18 protein-coding genes and 4 tRNA genes are annotated in these 18,773 nt (G+C 48.4%); 3 read left to right on the forward strand and 19 right to left on the reverse strand.

Translation table 11 applies throughout. The features are described 5' to 3' along the window. Positions 1 to 8: 8 nt before the first annotated feature. The 6 genes from uvrC to SFSGTM_RS13255 all read right to left on the reverse strand — a co-directional run bounded on the left by uvrC (position 9) and on the right by SFSGTM_RS13255 (position 4,919). Positions 9 to 1,808, reverse strand: a complete 1,800-nt coding sequence (gene uvrC / locus SFSGTM_RS13230) for an excinuclease ABC subunit UvrC (protein WP_162085570.1) — start codon at positions 1,806 to 1,808, stop codon at positions 9 to 11. Further along, positions 1,801 to 2,433 (reverse strand): uracil-DNA glycosylase, encoded by a 633-nt coding sequence (locus SFSGTM_RS13235; protein ID WP_162085571.1) that lies wholly within the window; start codon positions 2,431 to 2,433, stop codon positions 1,801 to 1,803. Before SFSGTM_RS13235 ends, uvrC begins: the two co-directional genes overlap by 8 nt. After that, positions 2,430 to 3,515 (reverse strand): beta-N-acetylhexosaminidase, encoded by a 1,086-nt coding sequence (gene nagZ / locus SFSGTM_RS13240; RefSeq protein WP_162085572.1) that lies wholly within the window; start codon positions 3,513 to 3,515, stop codon positions 2,430 to 2,432. Before nagZ ends, SFSGTM_RS13235 begins: the two co-directional genes overlap by 4 nt. Continuing rightward, on the reverse strand, positions 3,512 to 3,892 hold the full coding sequence (gene acpS, locus SFSGTM_RS13245; protein WP_162085573.1) for a holo-ACP synthase: 381 nt from the start codon (positions 3,890 to 3,892) through the stop codon (positions 3,512 to 3,514). Before acpS ends, nagZ begins: the two co-directional genes overlap by 4 nt. After that, positions 3,889 to 4,749: a radical SAM protein gene (locus SFSGTM_RS13250; RefSeq protein ID WP_162086333.1), complete on the reverse strand. Its 861-nt coding sequence runs from the start codon at positions 4,747 to 4,749 to the stop codon at positions 3,889 to 3,891. The genes acpS and SFSGTM_RS13250 overlap by 4 nt, the downstream gene beginning before the upstream one ends. 82 nt (positions 4,750 to 4,831) lie before the next feature. After that, positions 4,832 to 4,919, reverse strand: a tRNA-Ser gene (locus SFSGTM_RS13255). 264 nt (positions 4,920 to 5,183) lie between these two features. On the opposite strand from SFSGTM_RS13255, the gene SFSGTM_RS13260 reads away from it, so the two are divergent. Next, positions 5,184 to 6,713: a cyclic-di-GMP receptor FimW-related protein gene (locus SFSGTM_RS13260; RefSeq protein WP_162085574.1), complete on the forward strand. Its 1,530-nt coding sequence runs from the start codon at positions 5,184 to 5,186 to the stop codon at positions 6,711 to 6,713. Here the strand turns inward: SFSGTM_RS13260 and SFSGTM_RS13265 are convergent. The 10 genes from SFSGTM_RS13265 to SFSGTM_RS13310 all read right to left on the reverse strand — a co-directional run bounded on the left by SFSGTM_RS13265 (position 6,680) and on the right by SFSGTM_RS13310 (position 14,589). Further along, positions 6,680 to 7,219: an NUDIX hydrolase gene (locus SFSGTM_RS13265; protein WP_162085575.1), complete on the reverse strand. Its 540-nt coding sequence runs from the start codon at positions 7,217 to 7,219 to the stop codon at positions 6,680 to 6,682. The genes SFSGTM_RS13260 and SFSGTM_RS13265 overlap by 34 nt on opposite strands. Next, on the reverse strand, positions 7,216 to 8,148 hold the full coding sequence (truB, locus tag SFSGTM_RS13270) for a tRNA pseudouridine(55) synthase TruB (protein WP_162085576.1): 933 nt from the start codon (positions 8,146 to 8,148) through the stop codon (positions 7,216 to 7,218). Before truB ends, SFSGTM_RS13265 begins: the two co-directional genes overlap by 4 nt. A gap of 2 nt (positions 8,149 to 8,150) precedes the next feature. After that, positions 8,151 to 8,528 (reverse strand): 30S ribosome-binding factor RbfA, encoded by a 378-nt coding sequence (rbfA, locus tag SFSGTM_RS13275; protein WP_162085577.1) that lies wholly within the window; start codon positions 8,526 to 8,528, stop codon positions 8,151 to 8,153. 2 nt (positions 8,529 to 8,530) lie between these two features. Further along, the gene (gene infB, locus SFSGTM_RS13280; protein WP_162085578.1) at positions 8,531 to 11,308 is read right to left on the reverse strand and encodes a translation initiation factor IF-2; all 2,778 of its coding nucleotides are present in this window, start codon (positions 11,306 to 11,308) and stop codon (positions 8,531 to 8,533) included. Positions 11,309 to 11,340: 32 nt separating this feature from the next. Next, a complete protein-coding gene (gene nusA, locus SFSGTM_RS13285; protein WP_162085579.1) occupies positions 11,341 to 12,813 on the reverse strand; it encodes a transcription termination factor NusA in 1,473 nt (490 codons plus the stop codon). A 28-nt stretch (positions 12,814 to 12,841) separates the two neighbouring features. Continuing rightward, positions 12,842 to 13,270 (reverse strand): ribosome maturation factor RimP, encoded by a 429-nt coding sequence (gene rimP, locus SFSGTM_RS13290; RefSeq protein ID WP_162085580.1) that lies wholly within the window; start codon positions 13,268 to 13,270, stop codon positions 12,842 to 12,844. A 90-nt stretch (positions 13,271 to 13,360) separates the two neighbouring features. Further along, positions 13,361 to 13,449: transfer RNA gene (locus SFSGTM_RS13295), tRNA-Leu, on the reverse strand. A 3-nt stretch (positions 13,450 to 13,452) separates the two neighbouring features. Continuing rightward, a tRNA-Cys gene (locus SFSGTM_RS13300) sits at positions 13,453 to 13,526 on the reverse strand. A gap of 101 nt (positions 13,527 to 13,627) precedes the next feature. After that, positions 13,628 to 13,703 (reverse strand) — tRNA-Gly (locus SFSGTM_RS13305). A gap of 61 nt (positions 13,704 to 13,764) precedes the next feature. After that, a complete protein-coding gene (locus tag SFSGTM_RS13310) occupies positions 13,765 to 14,589 on the reverse strand; it encodes a class I SAM-dependent methyltransferase (RefSeq protein WP_162085581.1) in 825 nt (274 codons plus the stop codon). 95 nt (positions 14,590 to 14,684) lie between these two features. Here SFSGTM_RS13310 and folB point away from each other — a divergent pair, with 95 nt between their 5' ends. After that, a complete protein-coding gene (gene folB, locus SFSGTM_RS13315) occupies positions 14,685 to 15,041 on the forward strand; it encodes a dihydroneopterin aldolase (RefSeq protein ID WP_162085582.1) in 357 nt (118 codons plus the stop codon). Continuing rightward, positions 15,038 to 15,772 (forward strand): sulfite exporter TauE/SafE family protein, encoded by a 735-nt coding sequence (locus tag SFSGTM_RS13320; RefSeq protein ID WP_162085583.1) that lies wholly within the window; start codon positions 15,038 to 15,040, stop codon positions 15,770 to 15,772. The genes folB and SFSGTM_RS13320 overlap by 4 nt, the downstream gene beginning before the upstream one ends. A 4-nt stretch (positions 15,773 to 15,776) precedes the next feature. On the opposite strand, the gene xerD is transcribed toward SFSGTM_RS13320, so the two are convergent. Genes xerD through SFSGTM_RS13335 form a run of 3 tightly spaced genes read right to left on the reverse strand, consistent with a single transcriptional unit; the run spans position 15,777 to position 18,701 of the window. Then, positions 15,777 to 16,667, reverse strand: coding sequence for a site-specific tyrosine recombinase XerD (gene xerD / locus SFSGTM_RS13325; protein WP_162085584.1), 891 nt, complete (start codon positions 16,665 to 16,667; stop codon positions 15,777 to 15,779). Beyond that, a complete protein-coding gene (locus tag SFSGTM_RS13330; protein WP_162085585.1) occupies positions 16,654 to 17,121 on the reverse strand; it encodes a methylated-DNA--[protein]-cysteine S-methyltransferase in 468 nt (155 codons plus the stop codon). Before SFSGTM_RS13330 ends, xerD begins: the two co-directional genes overlap by 14 nt. A gap of 2 nt (positions 17,122 to 17,123) precedes the next feature. Then, complete coding sequence (locus tag SFSGTM_RS13335) at positions 17,124 to 18,701, reverse strand: hypothetical protein (protein ID WP_162085586.1); 1,578 nt, start codon at positions 18,699 to 18,701, stop codon at positions 17,124 to 17,126. Positions 18,702 to 18,773 lie beyond the last annotated feature (72 nt).

The following is an 18,773-nucleotide window of genomic DNA, read 5'->3' on the forward strand; positions in this document are numbered from 1 at the left end:
AGTGCCTATTAGCGCAACGCCTGATAAATCTGTTCGGCTAGCTTCAGGCTAATACCTTCCACCTGTGCTATCTCAGCCACACCCGCATTTTTCAATTCGCGCATACCGCCAAAAGTTTCCAGCAATTTTTGTCTGCGCTTTGCTCCCACCCCAGCAATATCTTCCAGTGATGAAGTTACACGCGCCTTTGCCCTGCGGGCGCGATGACCGGTGATAGCGAATCGGTGCGCTTCGTCGCGGATTTGCTGTATCAGGTGTAGCGCGGGATCATCAGGCGATAAACGCGTAGCCTGACCGTCAGTGCTGATCAATTGCTCCATACCCGCCTTGCGCTCCACGCCCTTGGCCACACCGATAAGCATGATGTCGGTGATACCCAGATCATCCATTACCGCCTTGGCAATGTTGAGTTGCCCAGCACCACCGTCGATCAATATCAAATCAGGTCGCTGTGCATCGGTTTGCTGTATTTTGGTATAACGTCGTGTCAGCGCATCACGCATGGCAGCATAGTCGTCGCCCGGGGTGATACCGCTGATGTTGTAGCGACGATACTGACTGTTCTGCATAGCTTCGAGGTCATAAACCACACACGACGCCACCGTCGCTTCGCCCATGGTATGACTAATGTCAAAACACTCTATGCGTTGTAAATTTGGCAAATTCAATGCCGTTTGCAACGCCGACAATCTCGCACTTTGCGTGGTTTTTTGAGCAACCTGGCGAGTAATTGCCAGTTGCGCGTTATTCACCGTCATTTGCAGCCAGGTTTTACGCTCACCTGTCGGTTTGCTCTGGATACGCACCGCATAACCCGCTTGTGCGCTCAACATCTCTACCAGTGCAGGCTCATCGACCTGCTCCGAGACGACAATCTGCGCAGGCACGGCGCGCTCAGTGTAATGCTGCGCAATAAAAGCCGTCAAAGCTTCTTGCGTACTCACATCCTGCGCGTTTTGTGGAAAGATACTACGGTCACCCAAATGCCGCCCACCGCGTATCATCAACAAGTTGACGCACAGCAAACCATGTGCGGCAACGACTGCAATCACATCCGCATCCGCCTGACTGTTGCTGGTGACAAATTGCTTCTCACGTACCGCAGTCAGACTCTTGATCTGATCGCGATACAACGCCGCTTCTTCATAATGCATCAACTCTGCCGCGTGTTGCATCTTGACTGTAATCGCCTGTAGCACTTCATTCGCTTTGCCCGCTAAAAATAATGCGGCATTATTCACGTCAGCAGCATAATCTGCTTTGCTAATCACCCCCACGCATGGCGCGGTACAACGCTGAATCTGATGTAATAAACATGGCCTTGAGCGATTATTGAAAACACTGTCTTCGCAAGTACGCAGACGAAATACTTTTTGCAGTATATGAATACTTTCGCGCACGGCATAACTGTTAGGAAACGGTCCGAAACAATTATCCTGACGCTGCGGCGTACCACGAAAATATGCCAGTCGAGGATAATCGTGGCCAGATAACAGCAGATACGGATAAGACTTATCATCACGAAATAAAATATTGTAACGCGGTGATAAGGCCTTGATGAGGTTGTTTTCCAGCACCAAGGCTTCCGATTCCGAGCGTGTCACGGTGATTTCCACCGCGTGGATTTTGCCCACCATCAGTCGTATGCGTGGCGATAAATCATTTTTTTGGAAGTATGACGATACACGCTTTTTTAGATCACGCGCTTTACCCACATACAATACATCTCCCGTCTCACCCAGCATCCGATACACGCCGGGTAAATTCGGCAAGGTAGAAAGTAAGTGCGTACTATCAAACTCAGCCATTGTCTGACTTAATTTTCGCAAAGACCGCCTTAAACATCTCCGGCGTCAGTCGGCGCGTATTGGTGTTATAGCGACTGCAATGGTAACTATCATACAAACGCTGTCCACTGGCGAGTTCATGCACCGCACCGTGGGCAAATTTATGTGCCTTGGCGGGGACGCCGCAAGCCATCAACACCGCAGCATGCGCCACCGCCCCCAGTGCCAGTATGCTGATATTGGCTGGCAAGCCCGCCAATTCGGCTTGCAAATAATGATTGCACTGGCGTATCTCCGCCGTTTCTGGCTTATTCGCAGGGGGCAAGCACTTCACTGCATTAGTAATACGGCAACCCTGCAACACCAGCCCATCATCTACACGCGTCGACACAGGCGCGCTGGCATAACCAAACTGATGCAAAGTTTCGTATAGTAAAATTCCCGCATAATCGCCAGTAAATGGTCGCCCAGATCGATTTGCACCATGTAACCCTGGCGCCAACCCAACAATCAGCAAGCGAGGTTCGACGTCGCCAAAAGCAGCTACAGGGCGCGCGTAATAGGTCGGATAGTCAGTACGTACTTGCGCCAAGAAACCCGCCAGACGAGGGCACTCCGTACATTGCGCATCAAATACCGCACTCATACACCACCACTCAAACCACAGTTATTACTCGCATCCTTAGCCCATAAATCACTGTCATCTTGTCCGATTGCTACAACCCGACGCACCGCTTCAACATAACGCGCTTGCTCGCGCAGCGCAGTCATATCCAGCGGATGCGAGTGACCATGCAAACGTGCGATACGGGTAATGTTGGTCGCCGATTGCTGCCAGCGCAATCCATGCAATACCGCATCCGCAGCTGCGCAGTTATTGCATACCAACGCCATATCACAACCCGCGTCCAGCGCAGCTTGCGCACGCTGCACAATATCACCTGCTACACTCGCGCCTTCCATCGACAGATCGTCGCTGAATATCACGCCATTAAATCCCAACTGTCCACGCAGCACACGCTGTAGCCAGTGCTTGGAAAAACCAGCAGGCAAACTGTCAATTGCCGGGTAAATCACATGCGCAGGCATAATCCCTGTCATCCCATCTGCCACCAGACGCACAAACGGGATCAAATCCGCATGCTCAATTTCCTGCCAGCTACGTTCGTCGACAGGAATAGCCAGATGCGAATCGGCGCGCACATAACCATGCCCGGGGAAATGCTTACCCACACTACCCATGCCCGCCTCTTTCAACCCCAGCATCAAGGCATGCGCCAAGTCAGCCACCACATCAGGCTGCACATGAAAAGCACGATCACCGATAACACCGGACTCACCATAATCCAGATCAAGCACAGGCGTAAAACTCAAATCCACACCATGCGCGCGCAACTCTGCCGCAAGCACATAGCCACAATCCTGCGCCAAATGCCGCGCTTGCGACGGATTATGTTCCCACACCCGCCCCAGCTCACGCATGGCTGGCAGCACAGTAAATCCAGCACGAAACCGTTGTACCCGACCACCCTCGTGATCAACAGCTATCAATAAATGTGGATGCCGCAAAGCGCGTATCTCGCTAGTCAAGGCGATAAGCTGCGCGGGTGATTCGTAATTACGCTTAAACAAAATCACGCCACCGACTAAGGGATGCAGCAATCGCTGTTTATCATCCTCAGTCAAAGTCAGCCCTGGCACATCCACCATCACTGGCCCTAAACTCATACCCGCTCCAATATCACAAATGCCACTACTGTATCCATTTCGTCTGTTATCGATAAATGACTGGAAATTATCCCGTGTGCCGTTAACCATTCTTGCAATGGCGCGGCAAAACTAAATTGTGGCTGCCCCAGTTTAGTATGAATGACTGAGATATTGGCGAAATTCACTGGCTCCCGCAAACCCGTGCCCGTCGCTTTTGACAATGCCTCTTTGGCGGCAAAACGCTTCGCTAACAACCTCGCAGGATCCTGATGCTGTGCAAATTCCTTCAGTTCATTCACTGCCAACAATCGCGCCGCCGCACGTTCACCATGCCGTGTCAGCATCGCTGCAATACGCGGTATGCTGACTATATCCGTCCCTATTCCGTAAATCACACACTCACCTTAACCAGTACGCCACCCGCGGCAATCCGCGCCGCAAACTCATCCAGCCATGCACGCGGTAACGCCGCCAGACGCGCCGCTTCAGGTTGTTGCGAATCACGCGCAATACCGTACAACAACACCCCCTGCAACCTCACACCCAACGCTAACGCCTGCTGGATAAAATCCAGATAAGCCGCTTGTTCCTGCGCAGACGGCGGCTCATTATCCATAGCAAACACACAAGTTTGCAACCAGGTCGGGCACAAGCCCGCTGCAATTTGCAAATTAGCCAACATCCGCGCAGGCGCTATTTCAGTATCATTAATCCGCCGCAAGCCTTCTCGGGTCGCACTATCAACCTTAAACCACACCTCGCCACCTACCGCGGCCATTTCACGCAAACCCGCCTGCACGTAAGGCTTATCCATCAAGCTGCCATTGCTGATCAACACCAGCTTGATTTTATCTACCAAATCAAATGCCGCCATCACTCGCGCGATCACCGCCACCACCTCTGCAAACGCCTTGGCACTGGTGGGTTCGCCATTACCCGAGATTGCAATATCATGCAGCACACGCATATTCTCAGGCACAGAGGTCTGCATAAAGTCACCATGTACAATGCTAGACAACATTGTCGTCAGTTCCTGTTCCAGCGAAATCAAATCTATCTCAGGCGCAGCCCCACGTTGCAAGTCAGGCACCTGGCAATATGCACAACGCCAGTTACAGGCGTTATTCGGGTTCAGATTTATCCCCACCGACACCCCACCTGCACGACGAGATACCACGGGATAAACGTAAGTCATCCCCGCTGCGTCACGCGAATGTTGGGTTACTGTTAATATTTCAGAAGACAGGGGCATAGAGGGCATAGTAGAAGATTCGTCCCACATTATGACAATAAAAAAGCCCTTAATCAAAAGGGCTTTTTTATTTACAGTTCGATGGCGGAGGCTGTGAGATTCGAACTCACGGAAGGTCTCCCTTCGGCAGTTTTCAAGACTGCTGGTTTAAACCACTCACCCAAACCTCCTCGTCATTGCGACTAGGGCGACATTGTAACGCATATGGGTAGTTTCAGCAATTATTGCTTGTCACCACTATCACCGCCATACGATTACCATTTGTGTCACATTCCTCCGAAAACCGTCACTGCATCACTTCAAAATAATTCACCAGAATAAACAACATATTGAATAATATAATAATTATTATTGGCACGGCTTATGCTGTTAGTTCACTGAATAAAACACACTAATAATTAATAGTTATGCTTAATCATTTTTTGGACAAATTTTTGCAAAAGCCCGATATAGAAAGTATTTCGCCTATATCAACGGTTGGTGCAGCTCAAAAATGGGTATTAGGTCTAACAAAATTACATGAGTATGATGCACATCAACAAATCATCAAGATACTCAAATTATACAATCAAGGCCACCCTCCGTTTGATCCGCAGCGACTGCATATACTCAGCATTATTGAACAAGCAGGCTCTAAATATCAGCACGGTCTGATTACGCAATTTCTTACTAATCACGCCAACCTGGAATATGCGGGTAAATCGCTCTGGAAAGAAATTGTTAACTTTTACTGGCAAATGGCGCTGTCTTATCAAGTGCTGACGAATGCAGCATTACATGGTGGCGAACAAGGTAGCGCAGCTTTATCAGGACTGGTTTTACGCAGTATTCATTATCAAGGTAAATTAATACAGTGGCGGTATTTGCGTTATGAATTACCCACTGCGCAGATTTGGCATTCCATCCACAAGTTATATCGTATCGCTGAGCAGCATGGTTTTGCGCACGAGAGTCTGGTACTTAAAGGCAGCGCTTATTGCAGCTGCGAGCAGGCCTATGCACGCGTTTTACTACTTCATTTGATGCATCCGGTTGGACTGAGCCCTAACGAATTAGAACTGGCTGCGTATTGGGCATGGAAATGGCGCGATGCGCTCAAGCTTGATAAAAAATATCTCGGAAATGAACACACCTATTGTGTGGCACTAGCCGATAGCCTGCCACCCCAGCCTACCTATGGCAATATCATCGAGCTTGAGTCGGCTCGTTATTTTTCCATGCAGGCTGTCATCAATCAATTAATTCAAGCGCAGGCAATGCTGACGCAACGCCAAAAGAATATAAAGCTATATGGCGTACCCTTTTCCGACGATCCTAACTTGCTACTTAATCATATTCATACTCAATTTACCTATGTTGAGGGCAATCCAGCGCTAAATCAGGTTAACCTGCTCACGGAAATCAACATTATTGGATGTAAACCGGAACTAATACCTGCGCTGACCCAGCCTGAGATGGTCCAGCCGTTATTGGCCTACCATGAAGCAGCTGGACATCCCATTGAACATTATTATCGTTTGAACTTGCCATCCAATACTTTGGAATGCCCAATTCAGCAGCATGATCTGGTGCTTATTTATAATGAAAGTAAAACTAAGATTGCCAGCGTTGCCGCTGTCAGATGGATGGAAATCAGTGCCAGCAAAATTACCACGCTAGGACTCGAACAACTGGGGATTACTCCGCAATTAGTAACCTTATGTGAGGTACGAGACGTATTTGCACCCAGAACATTTATGAACGAACACAATGAATTGGCATTCCCTGCCATGTATTTATCGCAATCATCCAACCTCGTTGCATTGCATGCTATAGACGGCAAATATTACGATATGTTAATGGATGATTACGTTTACCGAATACGCATCCATGCACGACTTGAGCATCAATATGATTGGCTACGCGCCAAATTCAATATGCTCACTCGCACTCACTTAACACGTCTTTCAACATCACCTATATGAAATTCGAAGTGCCCTTTACGCCGGTCTTCAAAATACTGGCGTAGGGTTTTTTCTATGGTGAGAAATGCAATTTCATCCCACGGAATTTCATCTTCGCTAAACAGCCTGACTTCCAGACTTTCTTCTCCGGCAGAAAAATTCAAATCCAGCAATTTAGCGCGAAACATTAAATAAACCTGGCTGATGTATGGCAAATTGTACAGCGTGAACAAATGCGATATTTCCACGCGCGCGCCCGCCTCTTCCCAAGTTTCTCGCAATGCGCCCTGTTCAGTGGTTTCGGCGTTCTCCATGAACCCTGCAGGTAAAGTCCATTTTCCATATTGCGGCTCTATTGCACGCTTGCACAGCAGTACTTTATCTTGCCATTCAGGCAAACAACCAACAACCATCTTGGGGTTTTCATAATGGATGGTCTCGCACGTTGTACAGACAAACCGTAGTCGATTATCCCCATGAGGAATACGTTGTTTCACTTCACTACTGCAAACACTACAAAACTTCATAACGTCTCCAATAAAGTATGGCTAGACATTAAACGCTGAGGAATCAACCTGCCATCAGCCTGTAACTGCACCAAGCCCAAAAACTGTTGTAGATGGTAGGCACGCAATAAGCCATTTTGTTCAATCTCAACCGAAATTAATGGGTGTTGTCCTTGCATCAACAACTTTGCACTGGGCGCATCTATCTGTATTGCTGGAATATAATTAACCAGGCCATCGGCAGCTGCCAAGCGTGCATCACGTGAGGGCGCGTCATCCAACTCTAATTGTGCAAGGGTCACAGCCTGTGCCAACTGGAAGCCACCACTAGCCAATCTTGTTAACTTTGTTAAATGCGCACCACAGCCAAGTTGGTTACCTATATCTTCAGCTAATGTACGTATATAGGTGCCTGCACTTACGGTGACAGTAATATCAACGGTAGCCTCATCCAAATCCAAACTGTTAATCTCGATTGCTTTTATACTGACTGGACGCGCAGGACGTTCTATCGTAATACCTGCTCGCGCATATTCATACAAAGGCTTGCCTTGATGTTTCAAGGCTGAATACATAGGTGGCGTTTGCATCCTGTCGCCGATAAAGCTGGCAACGGTAGCTTGTATCTGCTCAGCACTAACGTTAACAGGCAGGCTTTGCAGCACTTCACCTTCAGGATCGCCAGTTGTGGTAGTAACGCCTAATTGCAGTAGTGCACGATAACATTTATCGGCTTCGAGTTGATATTGGGAAAACTTAGTAGCTTCGCCAAAACACAATGGCAACAAACCATCCGCAAACGGATCAAGCGTGCCTGTATGCCCTGCCTTTTCAGCAGTATATAAACGTTTGGCTATTTGTAATGCGGTATTAGAGGTAATGCCGACAGGTTTGTTCAGGAGTAGTACGCCATCTATACGGCGTTTAATACGTTTAACTGGTGCGTTCAAGATTACTCATCATCAGCAGGACGTGATGAGTCTGCCGCAACCGCTTCGTCAATAATGCGTGATAATTCCGCACCACGTGCAACTGAAGTGTCATAAACAAATGTGAGTTGCGGCACGATGCGTAAACGCATACGCGGCCCCAGCTGTGAACGGATAAAACCAGCGGCGTGACCTAAAGCTTTGGCAGCTTCAAGTCCACGCGCTTCACTCTCAAACACAGTAAAGTAAATCTTGGCGTGTTCCAGATCATGTGTAACCACGACCTCAGTAATCGTAACCATCCCCACGCGCGGATCATGTATCTCTTTGCGCAGTATATCCGCCATTTCGCGCTGAATTTGCTCAGCGACACGACGTGAACGTGGGTAGTCTTTAGCCATAATTACAGTGTACGAGCTACTTGAACAATTTCGTATGCTTCAACTTTATCGCCGACTTGCATATCGTTAAAGTTTTTCACAGACAAACCACAGTCGTAGCCAAATTTAACTTCTTTAACGTCATCTTTAAAGCGTTTCAATGAATCCAGTTCGCCATCATGGATAACCTGCCCCATACGCATAACGCGTACGCGCTGACCGCGTTTGATAACACCATCCAGCACATGGCAACCCAATACCGTACCCACTTTAGAAATCACATAAACTTCACGGACTTCAACTGTACCCGTGATATTTTCTTTCAAATCTGGTGTCAACATGCCAGACAAGGCAGCTTTTACCAAATCGACAACTTCGTAAATAATTGTGTAATAACGGATATCAACGCCGAGTGTTTCCGCTAGCTTCCGTGCAGTTGCATCAGCGCGCACGTTAAAGCCGATAATCACAGCTTTAGAGGCAGCAGCCAAGTTAACGTCAGATTCAGAAATAGAACCCACAGCATTGTGCAAAATATCCACTTTCACTTCATCAGTCGAGATCTTTTGCAACGAAACGGATAAAGCTTCTGCCGAACCCTGTACGTCAGCTTTCAATATCAATGGCAGGCGTTTCGCTTCACCTTCACCCATTTGTTCCATGATACTTTCCAGTTTAGCCGCTTGACGTTTAGCCAAGTGCACGTCACGGAACTTGCCTTGACGGAATAACGCGATTTCACGCGCTTTACGCTCATCTTGCAACACCATGGCATCTTCGCCAGCTTTAGGCACATCAGATAACCCCTGGATTTCGACAGGAATAGACGGACCTGCTTCTAAAATAGTTTTACCATCTTCGTCCAACATCGCACGAACACGACCGTAAACCGCACCAGCCAGCACCACATCACCACGGCGCAACGTTCCTGATTGCACTAACAAGGTTGCTACCGGACCACGGCCTTTATCCAGACGCGCTTCAATAATTACACCACGTGCTGGCGCATCTTTAGCAGCTGTTAACTCCAGCACTTCGGCTTGTAGTAATATAGCTTCGATCAGGCCATTAATATTCGTGCCTTTCTTCGCTGACACTTCGACAAACTGGGTATCGCCACCCCAATCTTCAGGCACTACTTCTTGCGCAACCAGTTCCTGACGAATACGCTCGGAATTAGCTTCTGGCTTATCAATTTTATTAACAGCAACCACTATAGGCACACCGGCTGCTTTAGCGTGATGTATCGCCTCTATGGTTTGTGGCATAACACCATCGTCTGCTGCAACTACCAAGACGACCAAGTCCGTCACTTGCGCACCGCGGGCACGCATCGCGGTAAAGGCTTCGTGACCAGGAGTATCAAGGAATGTCACCATACCATGATCTGTTTCTACGTGATAAGCACCAATATGCTGGGTAATACCACCCGCTTCTCCGCTGGCAACACGTGCACGACGTATCGCATCCAGCAACGAAGTTTTACCGTGATCGACGTGACCCATCACCGTGACCACAGGTGCACGATGGGTCAACTCTACTTCATGCGCTTCATCATCTTCCAGGAATGATTCTGGTGTATCCAACGGTGCAGGTTTCGCCACGTGCCCCATTTCTTCAACCAATATCATGGCTGTTTCTTGGTCTAGCACCTGGTTAATCGTAACCATACTACCCATTTTCATTAACGCCTTAATTACTTCAGCGGCCTTGACAGACATCTTATGCGACAACTCAGCAACGGTAATCGTTTCTGGCACCAGCACTTCCTGAACAATAGGTTCAGTTGGCGCATTAAAGTTACTCGATGGATCCTGTTCTTTATGATGTTTACCACCACCCTTGCGATTGCGCCAAGCATCACCACCAGTATCACCACGCGATTTAATACCGCGTTTTTTCGCTTGCATATCATTCCAGGCAGTATCTGCTTTACCAGCTGGCGATTTAGCTTTTTTATCAGCTGGCTTAGGCTTATCACCTGTCTTAGGTGCTGTCTTATGTAACGTACCTTCTTTTACTACTGGCTTCGCAGCAACTTCAGGCTGAGCAACCGGAGGTGGATTTTTCGCTGCTTCAATCGCAACCTGCTGAGCTTCCATCGCCTGCTTACGCTTGGATTCACGCTCTTGTTTAATCCGTATTTCTTCTGCCTGACGCTCGTGCAAAGCAGATTTACGACGTTCTTCGTCCGCACGGCGCGCCAATTCCTGCTCGTCCAGCATAGGCTTGACGATACGTTTGCGTAATACGACAGGTTCAGCAACACTATCTGCTTCAGAAGTAGCGACTGTTTCCGCAACTTGCTCTGCTTCCGCAGGAGCAGTTTCTTCCTCAACTGCAACAATCACTTCTTCCACTACAGGCGCAACTTCTTCTACTACGGCTTCAACTACAGGTTCTGGAATCTCAACTACTGCGGGCTGAATTTCTACAACATGCTCATCAATTTCTTCGGATACCGATGCAGTATCTTCCACAGGCATATTTGCTGCAGGATTTACCACGCCAGGCTCACGTTTTACCAACACACGTTTTTTACGCACTTCTACCTGTATGGTACGCGCGCGGCCAGTACTGTCTGATTTTTTAATCTCGGTGGTTTCACGGCGTGTCAGTGTGATTTTGCTTTTAACATCGCTCGCGCCATGTTTTTTGCTTAGATAATCCAGCAATCCTGCTTTATCTTGTTCGGTAATCACATCCACAGCCGCTGATTTTTCTACGCCAGCTGCACGCAACTGCTCCAACAATTTATCTGTGGAGAGCTTTAGTTCTTGGGCAAATTGTTCTACATTCATAATCAGGGCTGTCGAAGCTTTCTCTACTAAAATTATTCAAACCATGGCGCACGTGCTGCCATGATCAGTGTAGAAGCACGTTCAGCATCCACACCTGTCATTTCCACCAATTCATCCACACCTAATTCGGCTAATGCTTCTGAATCAACGATATTATGTGTTGCCAACTTACGCAACACTTCATTATCCATACCATCCAGTGTCGCCAGATCCAGCGTCACACTTTCAACTTTTTCTTCACTGACTATGGCATCGGTTAATAATGCATCTCGAGCACGAGCGCGAAGCTCGTTTACCAGATCCTCATCAAAACCTTCAATTTCCAGCATTTCACCTATAGGCACATACGCAACTTCTTCTATGCTGTTAAAGCCTTCAGCTACCAGAATATCCGCAACCTCTTCATCCACATCCAACTTTTCAACGAATAAGGCGCGTACTGCCAATGCTTCAGTTTCATTCTTTTTGCTGGCTTCTTCAACTGTCATGATGTTCAGCTCCCAGCCTGTTAATTCCGAGGCTAGACGCACATTTTGACCGCTGCGACCAATTGCTTGCGCAAGCTGATCTTCTTCCAGCACGACATCCATACTATGTTTCTCTTCATCGACCACAATACTGCTAACTTCAGCAGGAGCCAATGCATTAATCACAAATTGCGCAGGCTCAGGCGACCACAAAATAATATCTACACGCTCACCTGCCAACTCGCCTGTCACTGCCTGTACACGTGAACCACGCATACCAACACAAGTGCCAATTGGGTCTAAACGCTGATCATTAGACTTGACTGCAATTTTAGCACGCGCACCAGGATCCCGTGCCGCACCCATAATCTCCAGCAAGCCTTCTTCAATTTCAGGCACTTCAAGTTCGAATAGTTTAGCAATGAATTCCGGTGCTGTGCGTGACAATATTAATTGCGGACCACGACCACCACGTTCTACACGTGCCAGATATGCGCGCACTCTATCGCCCACACGCAAATTCTCTTTCGGTATCATTTGATCGCGCGGCAACAAGCCCTCAACACGACCTGACTCGATAATGGCGCTACCGCGCTCCATACGTTTAACCGTACCGGTAACCAGAAACTCTTTACGATCCAGAAAATCCGTCAAAATCTGTTCGCGCTCTGCGTCACGTATTTTTTGCAAAATAACTTGCTTAGCCGCTTGAGCACCAATACGCCCAAACTCTACTGCCTGCAACGGTTCTTCTATCACCGCACCGACTTGCAAGTCCGGATGTGAAACCTGTGCATCAGTCCACGCTATTTGACGACTAGGATATTCGTGGTCGTTATCTTCAACCAGATCCCAGTGACGGTACGCATGGTACTCACCGTTATCACGATTAATCTCGACACGGATGTCAGCATCTTCGTGATAACCTTTTTTAGTAGCCGAAGCCAGTGCTTGCTCTAACGCACCAAACACGATTTCCTTGCTTACATTTTTCTCTCTGGCTAACGCGTCAACCAGCAACAAAATCTCGCGGCTCATACTCAACAACCTCCGGCCATACTTATCATTAAATATTAGGGACCAAACGCGCAATGTCTATATTGGAAACATCCAATTTAAGCATAGCACCATCCACTTCCAGTTCAATCTGTGTATCGCTTGCACCGCGCAGCACGCCGACGAAACGGCGTTGCCCTGCCAATGCAATACGCAACTTAACCTGCACCTGCTCACCCATAAAGCGCTGATAAGCCGCCAAAGTTTTCAATGGCCTATCCATACCCGGTGACGATACTTCCAACCGCTCATATTCTACGTTTTCAACCACTAGCCAATTGCTCAAATGGTTACTTACCAACGTACAATCTTCTATGCTAATGCCAGCCGGTTTATCAATAAAAACACGCAGCAAACCACTTTTAGACGACATAGACATATCGACCAATTCATAGCCTAAACCTGCCAACGTAGCTTCTATTAACGACTCTAACGACATGCGCCACCCAAAAACAAAAAAAGGGCCATAAGCCCATAAAACATCTCGCGGCTTTCGAAAACCCAAGACAAAATGTACTACAAATAAAACTGGTGCCCGGAGCCGGAATCGAACCGGCACGCCGATTTCTCAGCGAGGGATTTTAAGTCCCTTGTGTCTACCTATTCCACCACCCGGGCGGTTGGAGGCGGGGGTCGGAATCGAACCGGCGTCCACGGCTTTGCAGGCCGCTGCATAACCACTCTGCCACCCCGCCAAACAATCAGCGTACCACCTTCATTACCAAACAAATTAAAAAGGGAAAGCGCCATGCTTTCCCTTTATTAAGCGCAACTAATTAAAGATACACTTTTAATTTGGAGCGGGAAACGAGATTCGAACTCGCGACCTATACCTTGGCAAGGTATCGCTCTACCAGCTGAGCTATTCCCGCGTTAATGAGATGCGTATTATAAGGATATATTACACACTGTCAACACTTTCCTTACATCTGTTTACTTCTGGGAAATCGAAAAACGCTCAGTTAATGCGGTTAATCCGAACATAATCAACAACTCACGCAACCGTTCCGCAGCACGTTTACCTGGTAAATTTTTATAACTGGCAATAATCAATTCGTTCTTCATTGAATGCTCCCAACCTACCAATTCCGTCACTGTCACCTGATAGCCATGTGCTTCCAGTTGCAAACAGCGCAGCACATTGGTTAAATGGCTACCCAGTTCGCGAGTATGAATAGGATGCCGCCACAACTCAGCTAACGCACCTTGTGCCAGTGACTGCGCCTTGCCTTTACGCAACTCCGCAGCCACCTCTGCCTGACAACAAGGCACCAGCACCATATGTTTTGCCCGTTTCTCCAGACCAAAACGTATTGCATCATCGGTTGCCGTATCACAAGCGTGGAGCGCTGTTACTATATCCACCTGCGCTGGCAACAAAGGTGAGGTTATAGAATCAGCTACAGATAAATTCAGAAACGACATTCCCGCGAATCCCAACTGCTGCGCTAATTCACGTGAACGCAACACCAACTCTTCCCGCGTCTCTATGCCAAATACATGAGCAGCATCATCACGCTGCTTGAAAAACAAGTCATACAAAATAAATCCCAGATAAGATTTACCCGCACCGTGATCAACCAATTGTACGTTCTCCCCTACGGCTGCCAATAAGGGTTCTATGAATTGATACAGATGATAGACCTGCTTTAGTTTGCGTCGGCTGTCCTGATTCAGCTTGCCATCACGCGTCAGGATGTGTAACGCCTTGAGTAAGTCTATGGATTGATTGGGTTTGATCTCTGGAATAACTAACATGACAACTCTGCATTAGATGAATTAAAGGCTATTGTAACCGCAAAGCAAAACCGCTTTGAGTTAGAATAGGGTCTTTTACAATTAGGCATACATTCATGGATAAGCTGTTTTTACGTGATTTCAGACTGCAAATGATAATAGGCATTTACGAATGGGAACGTAAACTACCGCAAACGGTACAGCTAGACTTGGAAATAGGGCTGGCGAACAATCACGCCTATCTGACTGACAACGTTGCTGACTCCATCAATTACGCCGAAGTCGCACAACGAATCAAGGACACGGTTCTGCAAAAAGAATTTCAACTGGTTGAAACCTTGGCCGAGCATATTGCACAACTCATACTCACTGAATTCAAATCGCCCTGGACTAAAGTTTGTGTCACCAAAATTGCAGTAGTACCAGGCATACAGCAACTTGGTATTTGCATAGAACGCGGCAATCCAGCTTGAGTACTGAATATATTGCATACTCCTGCATCACCCTGCTTATCGCCTATTTTATCCGCGGCATTTCCGGGTTTGGTTCTGGCCTAATCGCCATTCCTATTTTAGCACTATGGCTGCCACTGACATTTGTGGTGCCTTTAATGCTGCTGCTGGATTTTTCTGCATCCATATTACTGAGTGGGGTCAATTTGCGCCAGGTAAACTGGCGTGAAGTACGCACCCTCATACCGCTCAGCATAATCGGCATCACGCTAGGAACACACCTGCTCACCAGCCTGCCTTTGCAACCCATGCTGATCACGCTGGCAATTTTTGTTGCCATCTTTGGCATACGCTCACTACTCAACCTGCACGGCGAAAAAATTATCTCACGGTGGTGGGCAATCCCTGCGGGACTCGGTGGCGGCACTATAGGCGCCTTATTCGGCACAGGTGGCCCACCCTACATCATTTATCTGGGACATCGTATCAGTGACAAAACGGCATTACGCGCAACTTTTTCAGGCCTGATTTTAGTAGAAGGCTCATTGCGTATCGGCAGCTTCGCTTATGCAGGCTTATTCTCGGATACGCGCTTATTCTGGTCATACTTCGCAGCCATGCCTATCGTCGCCATTGGCCTGACTCTCGGAAATCGCGCCCACATCGGGCTCACCCGTGAAAAAATGATGAAACTGATAGGCGTATTACTACTAGGCAGTAGCATAAGCCTGCTGATAAAAGCGTTTCATTAAAGCGCTACCCTCGAGGGTGGTGCTTGGCGTGCAACTGCTTCAGTCGTTCACGTGCCACATGCGTATAAATTTGCGTAGTCACAATATCCGCATGCCCTAACAGCAACTGCACCACACGCAAATCTGCACCATGATTCAGCAAATGCGTAGCAAAGGCATGACGCAACACGTGCGGTGACGGTGGCTTAGCCATACCTATCTGCCGTGCACGGCGCTTGATCAAATACCAGAACGCCTGTCTAGTCATCGCGCTGCCACGCTCAGTGACAAACAAATCATCAGTCACTCGCCCATGCAATAAAGCCTGACGTGCGGTTGTCAAATACAACGTCAGTGCATCTGCGGCCATTTCACCCAAAGGCACCAGACGCTCCTTACTACCCTTACCGACGACCTGCACCACACCCATATCCAGATTAACCTGACGCAGCGAAATACTCACCAATTCAGACACGCGTAGACCCGTGGCATAGAGCAACTCCAGCATCGCCCGGTCACGCACCGCCATCGCATCATCACCCGCAGGCGCAGCCAGCAAAGCCTCGACTTCCACCTCACTCATACTTTTAGGCAAACTATGCGGAAGTTTAGGCGTATCAATTTTTAAGGTAGGGTCTATCGCAATCCGCCCGTCACGCAACGCTAATCGATAAAAGCGCTTTAACGCTGATAACTGACGCGCTGTACTGCGTGGACTGGTACGCATCTGATAGCGCGCAGACATATAACTCTGCAAATCCGACTGCTCCACACCTAGCAAAGATTTCCCATCCAGCCAGGTCGCAAACTGTGTTAAATCACGCCGGTAACTTTGCAAGGTATTAGCCGACAAGCCGTCTTCCAGCCAGATCAAATCACAAAAATTATCAATCAGACTTTGATTATCCACGCTCATGATTCAACAACCATTGCTTGTAAGCCAGCACAAATTCATCACGACTATGCATAAAACCACCCGCGCCGGCCTTACCGACAACACGATGACATGGTATGAGTATGGGCAAAGGGTTCGCACCACAAGCCTGCCCTACAGCACGTGGACTGGATGTAATTTGCGCTGCGATTTCACCATAATAGCGTGTACACCCGACAGGAATCGCCAATAGCGCCTGCCATACTCGGGCTTGATGCGGGGTCGCTGAATATGACACCAGCACATCGGCTAACGGTTGATATTCCGCATTTTGCCAATATTTATCCAGCGCCTGCGTTAGCGCGAATATATGTGGATGACCGTTTGCCAACAGCGGCGTGGCCATGGGCAAAAAGTCGATACGCTGGATACCAGACTGATCAAACATCACCCCCAAGTGCGCGAATGGAGCAGCTATGACAGCCTGATATTGCATGGTTAAAAATCAGCCAGCGCGTCAGTTGCCAAGGCACGCTGAGCCGCAGCATCACTACCCGCCAATACTGCCTGGTATTGTTGTTTTGCATCCAGCAACAGCCCCGCCTTTTTCAGTCGCGCAGCTGCATCGAGGCGCGCCTGCCATGCCGCTTCATCGTGCGCATTCTCCGCCGCATTCAATAACCAGGTAGCGGCTTCCTTATCATTACTAGAAATTGCACCCAAACGTTGCATGGCTACCCGCTGTTGCGCCGGGTTCAGCACTGGTAACAATTTAATGAGCAAAGCGCTGCTATCTTGCGGCATCTGCAATGCCACATTCAGCATCTGCCAGCGCACACTTTCCACCGCAGTATCCGCAAGTGGTATCCATGCATACACGGCATCCGCCACCAACGGCCACAAACCCTGACGCGCAAATAATCGTGCGCGCTGTACTTGCCAATCTGCCACAGCCACCGCTTGTGGTGGTGCAGGTAAATCGCGCCATAAATTTACTGCCACAGCGGGCTGATTTTCTGCCCATGCTACCGCACCTAACTGATAACGCGTATCAGCGTTAAATACACTGGCTGGCAAATTAGGCCAGGCTGACGCAAACAAACGCAACGCTGTCCTGTCCAGTTTTGCCGCATGCAATTGCGTCAATAATTGCTGCTGTGCGGTTTGGCGTAAATTTGCATCTTTAGCACTACGCGCCAGATACGCCCACACTGCACGCGCCATCATAGGATTGGTTGTTTCTGACTCCTTGGCCAGATCAGCCCAGCCCGCATCCGAACCAAACAGCAGCAGACGCACATTACCTAATGTTTGCGTCAAACTGCGATATTCTTCCCAAATTTTATCGGCTGTAATTTGCGCTTCAGGCAAATTCAGCAGACGCTCATCTATCTGCGCCAACAAATCAGGCGCATTGTATGCACTGACTAATTTGCGCAGCAACGTTAAACGCGCCGCATCTTTCGCCGCAAGAATAGCGGCCTGCAAACGCAGCTTACTTTGATCATCAGTAAATTGCCCAGCTGAGATATCTATTAATTCAGCAACAGCATCAGTATCGTCCAGTTGGCTGCGCGCCCACTTTAATTCATCTGCCCGACCCGCTTGCAACATCGCCAGTGCATAGCTTTGCAACAAAGCTTTATCTTTACCAAAATCTTGCTGATAGCGCAGCATCACACTGGCAACCTCGTTACCCAAAGGCGGTAGCAAATAACTTCGTACCACCGCCGCACGAGCCTGTTGATATACAGTGGTATCCAGTGTTCTATCGGCTAATAACGCAGCCAAATAAGAACGCGACAACACGCCATTTCCTTGTTGCAGCGCCGCATGTGCTGCCGCCTGATTACACAAACGCGCCACATCCGGCGGTGCATTTTTCGGCAATGTCGATGCTGCTTGCAATATAGCTTCCGCATCATCCATTTGCGCCAACAACTGCCATTTCAAACGCAATTCGTCATCACTGAGATTAGCCCCTTGCAATTGCTGCAGCGCTAACTGAGGTGAATTTAACTGCGCCAGCTGCTGTGCATCCAGACCACTTTGCGCATGAGCTGTAATTGCACCCATACCCGCAAGCATTAAACCGATTAAAAGATTAGAGAGTCGCATTTTTGAGTTAAAATTAAAGTTTAGTTTTCA

Source organism: Sulfuriferula nivalis (genome assembly GCF_009937995.1).
GTDB classification, from domain to species: domain Bacteria; phylum Pseudomonadota; class Gammaproteobacteria; order Burkholderiales; family Sulfuriferulaceae; genus Sulfuriferula; species Sulfuriferula nivalis.

What these genes read in the sequence shown, in the direction of transcription:
- SFSGTM_RS13235 (WP_162085571.1), bottom strand. Translation starts at nt 2,433, where the DNA reads ATGAGTGCGGTATTTGATGCGCAATGTACGGAGTGCCCTCGTCTGGCG.
- nagZ (WP_162085572.1), bottom strand. Translation starts at nt 3,515, where the DNA reads ATGAGTTTAGGGCCAGTGATGGTGGATGTGCCAGGGCTGACTTTGACT.
- SFSGTM_RS13335 (WP_162085586.1), bottom strand. Translation starts at nt 18,701, where the DNA reads ATGGGTGCAATTACAGCTCATGCGCAAAGTGGTCTGGATGCACAGCAG.
- SFSGTM_RS13330 (WP_162085585.1), bottom strand. Translation starts at nt 17,121, where the DNA reads ATGCAATATCAGGCTGTCATAGCTGCTCCATTCGCGCACTTGGGGGTG.
- rimP (WP_162085580.1), bottom strand. Translation starts at nt 13,270, where the DNA reads ATGTCGTTAGAGTCGTTAATAGAAGCTACGTTGGCAGGTTTAGGCTAT.
- uvrC (WP_162085570.1), bottom strand. Translation starts at nt 1,808, where the DNA reads ATGGCTGAGTTTGATAGTACGCACTTACTTTCTACCTTGCCGAATTTA.
- SFSGTM_RS13310 (WP_162085581.1), bottom strand. Translation starts at nt 14,589, where the DNA reads ATGTTAGTTATTCCAGAGATCAAACCCAATCAATCCATAGACTTACTC.
- infB (WP_162085578.1), bottom strand. Translation starts at nt 11,308, where the DNA reads ATGAATGTAGAACAATTTGCCCAAGAACTAAAGCTCTCCACAGATAAA.
- xerD (WP_162085584.1), bottom strand. Translation starts at nt 16,667, where the DNA reads ATGAGCGTGGATAATCAAAGTCTGATTGATAATTTTTGTGATTTGATC.
- folB (WP_162085582.1), top strand. Translation starts at nt 14,685, where the DNA reads ATGGATAAGCTGTTTTTACGTGATTTCAGACTGCAAATGATAATAGGC.
- SFSGTM_RS13265 (WP_162085575.1), bottom strand. Translation starts at nt 7,219, where the DNA reads ATGAAGTTTTGTAGTGTTTGCAGTAGTGAAGTGAAACAACGTATTCCT.
- nusA (WP_162085579.1), bottom strand. Translation starts at nt 12,813, where the DNA reads ATGAGCCGCGAGATTTTGTTGCTGGTTGACGCGTTAGCCAGAGAGAAA.
- rbfA (WP_162085577.1), bottom strand. Translation starts at nt 8,528, where the DNA reads ATGGCTAAAGACTACCCACGTTCACGTCGTGTCGCTGAGCAAATTCAG.
- SFSGTM_RS13250 (WP_162086333.1), bottom strand. Translation starts at nt 4,749, where the DNA reads ATGCCCCTGTCTTCTGAAATATTAACAGTAACCCAACATTCGCGTGAC.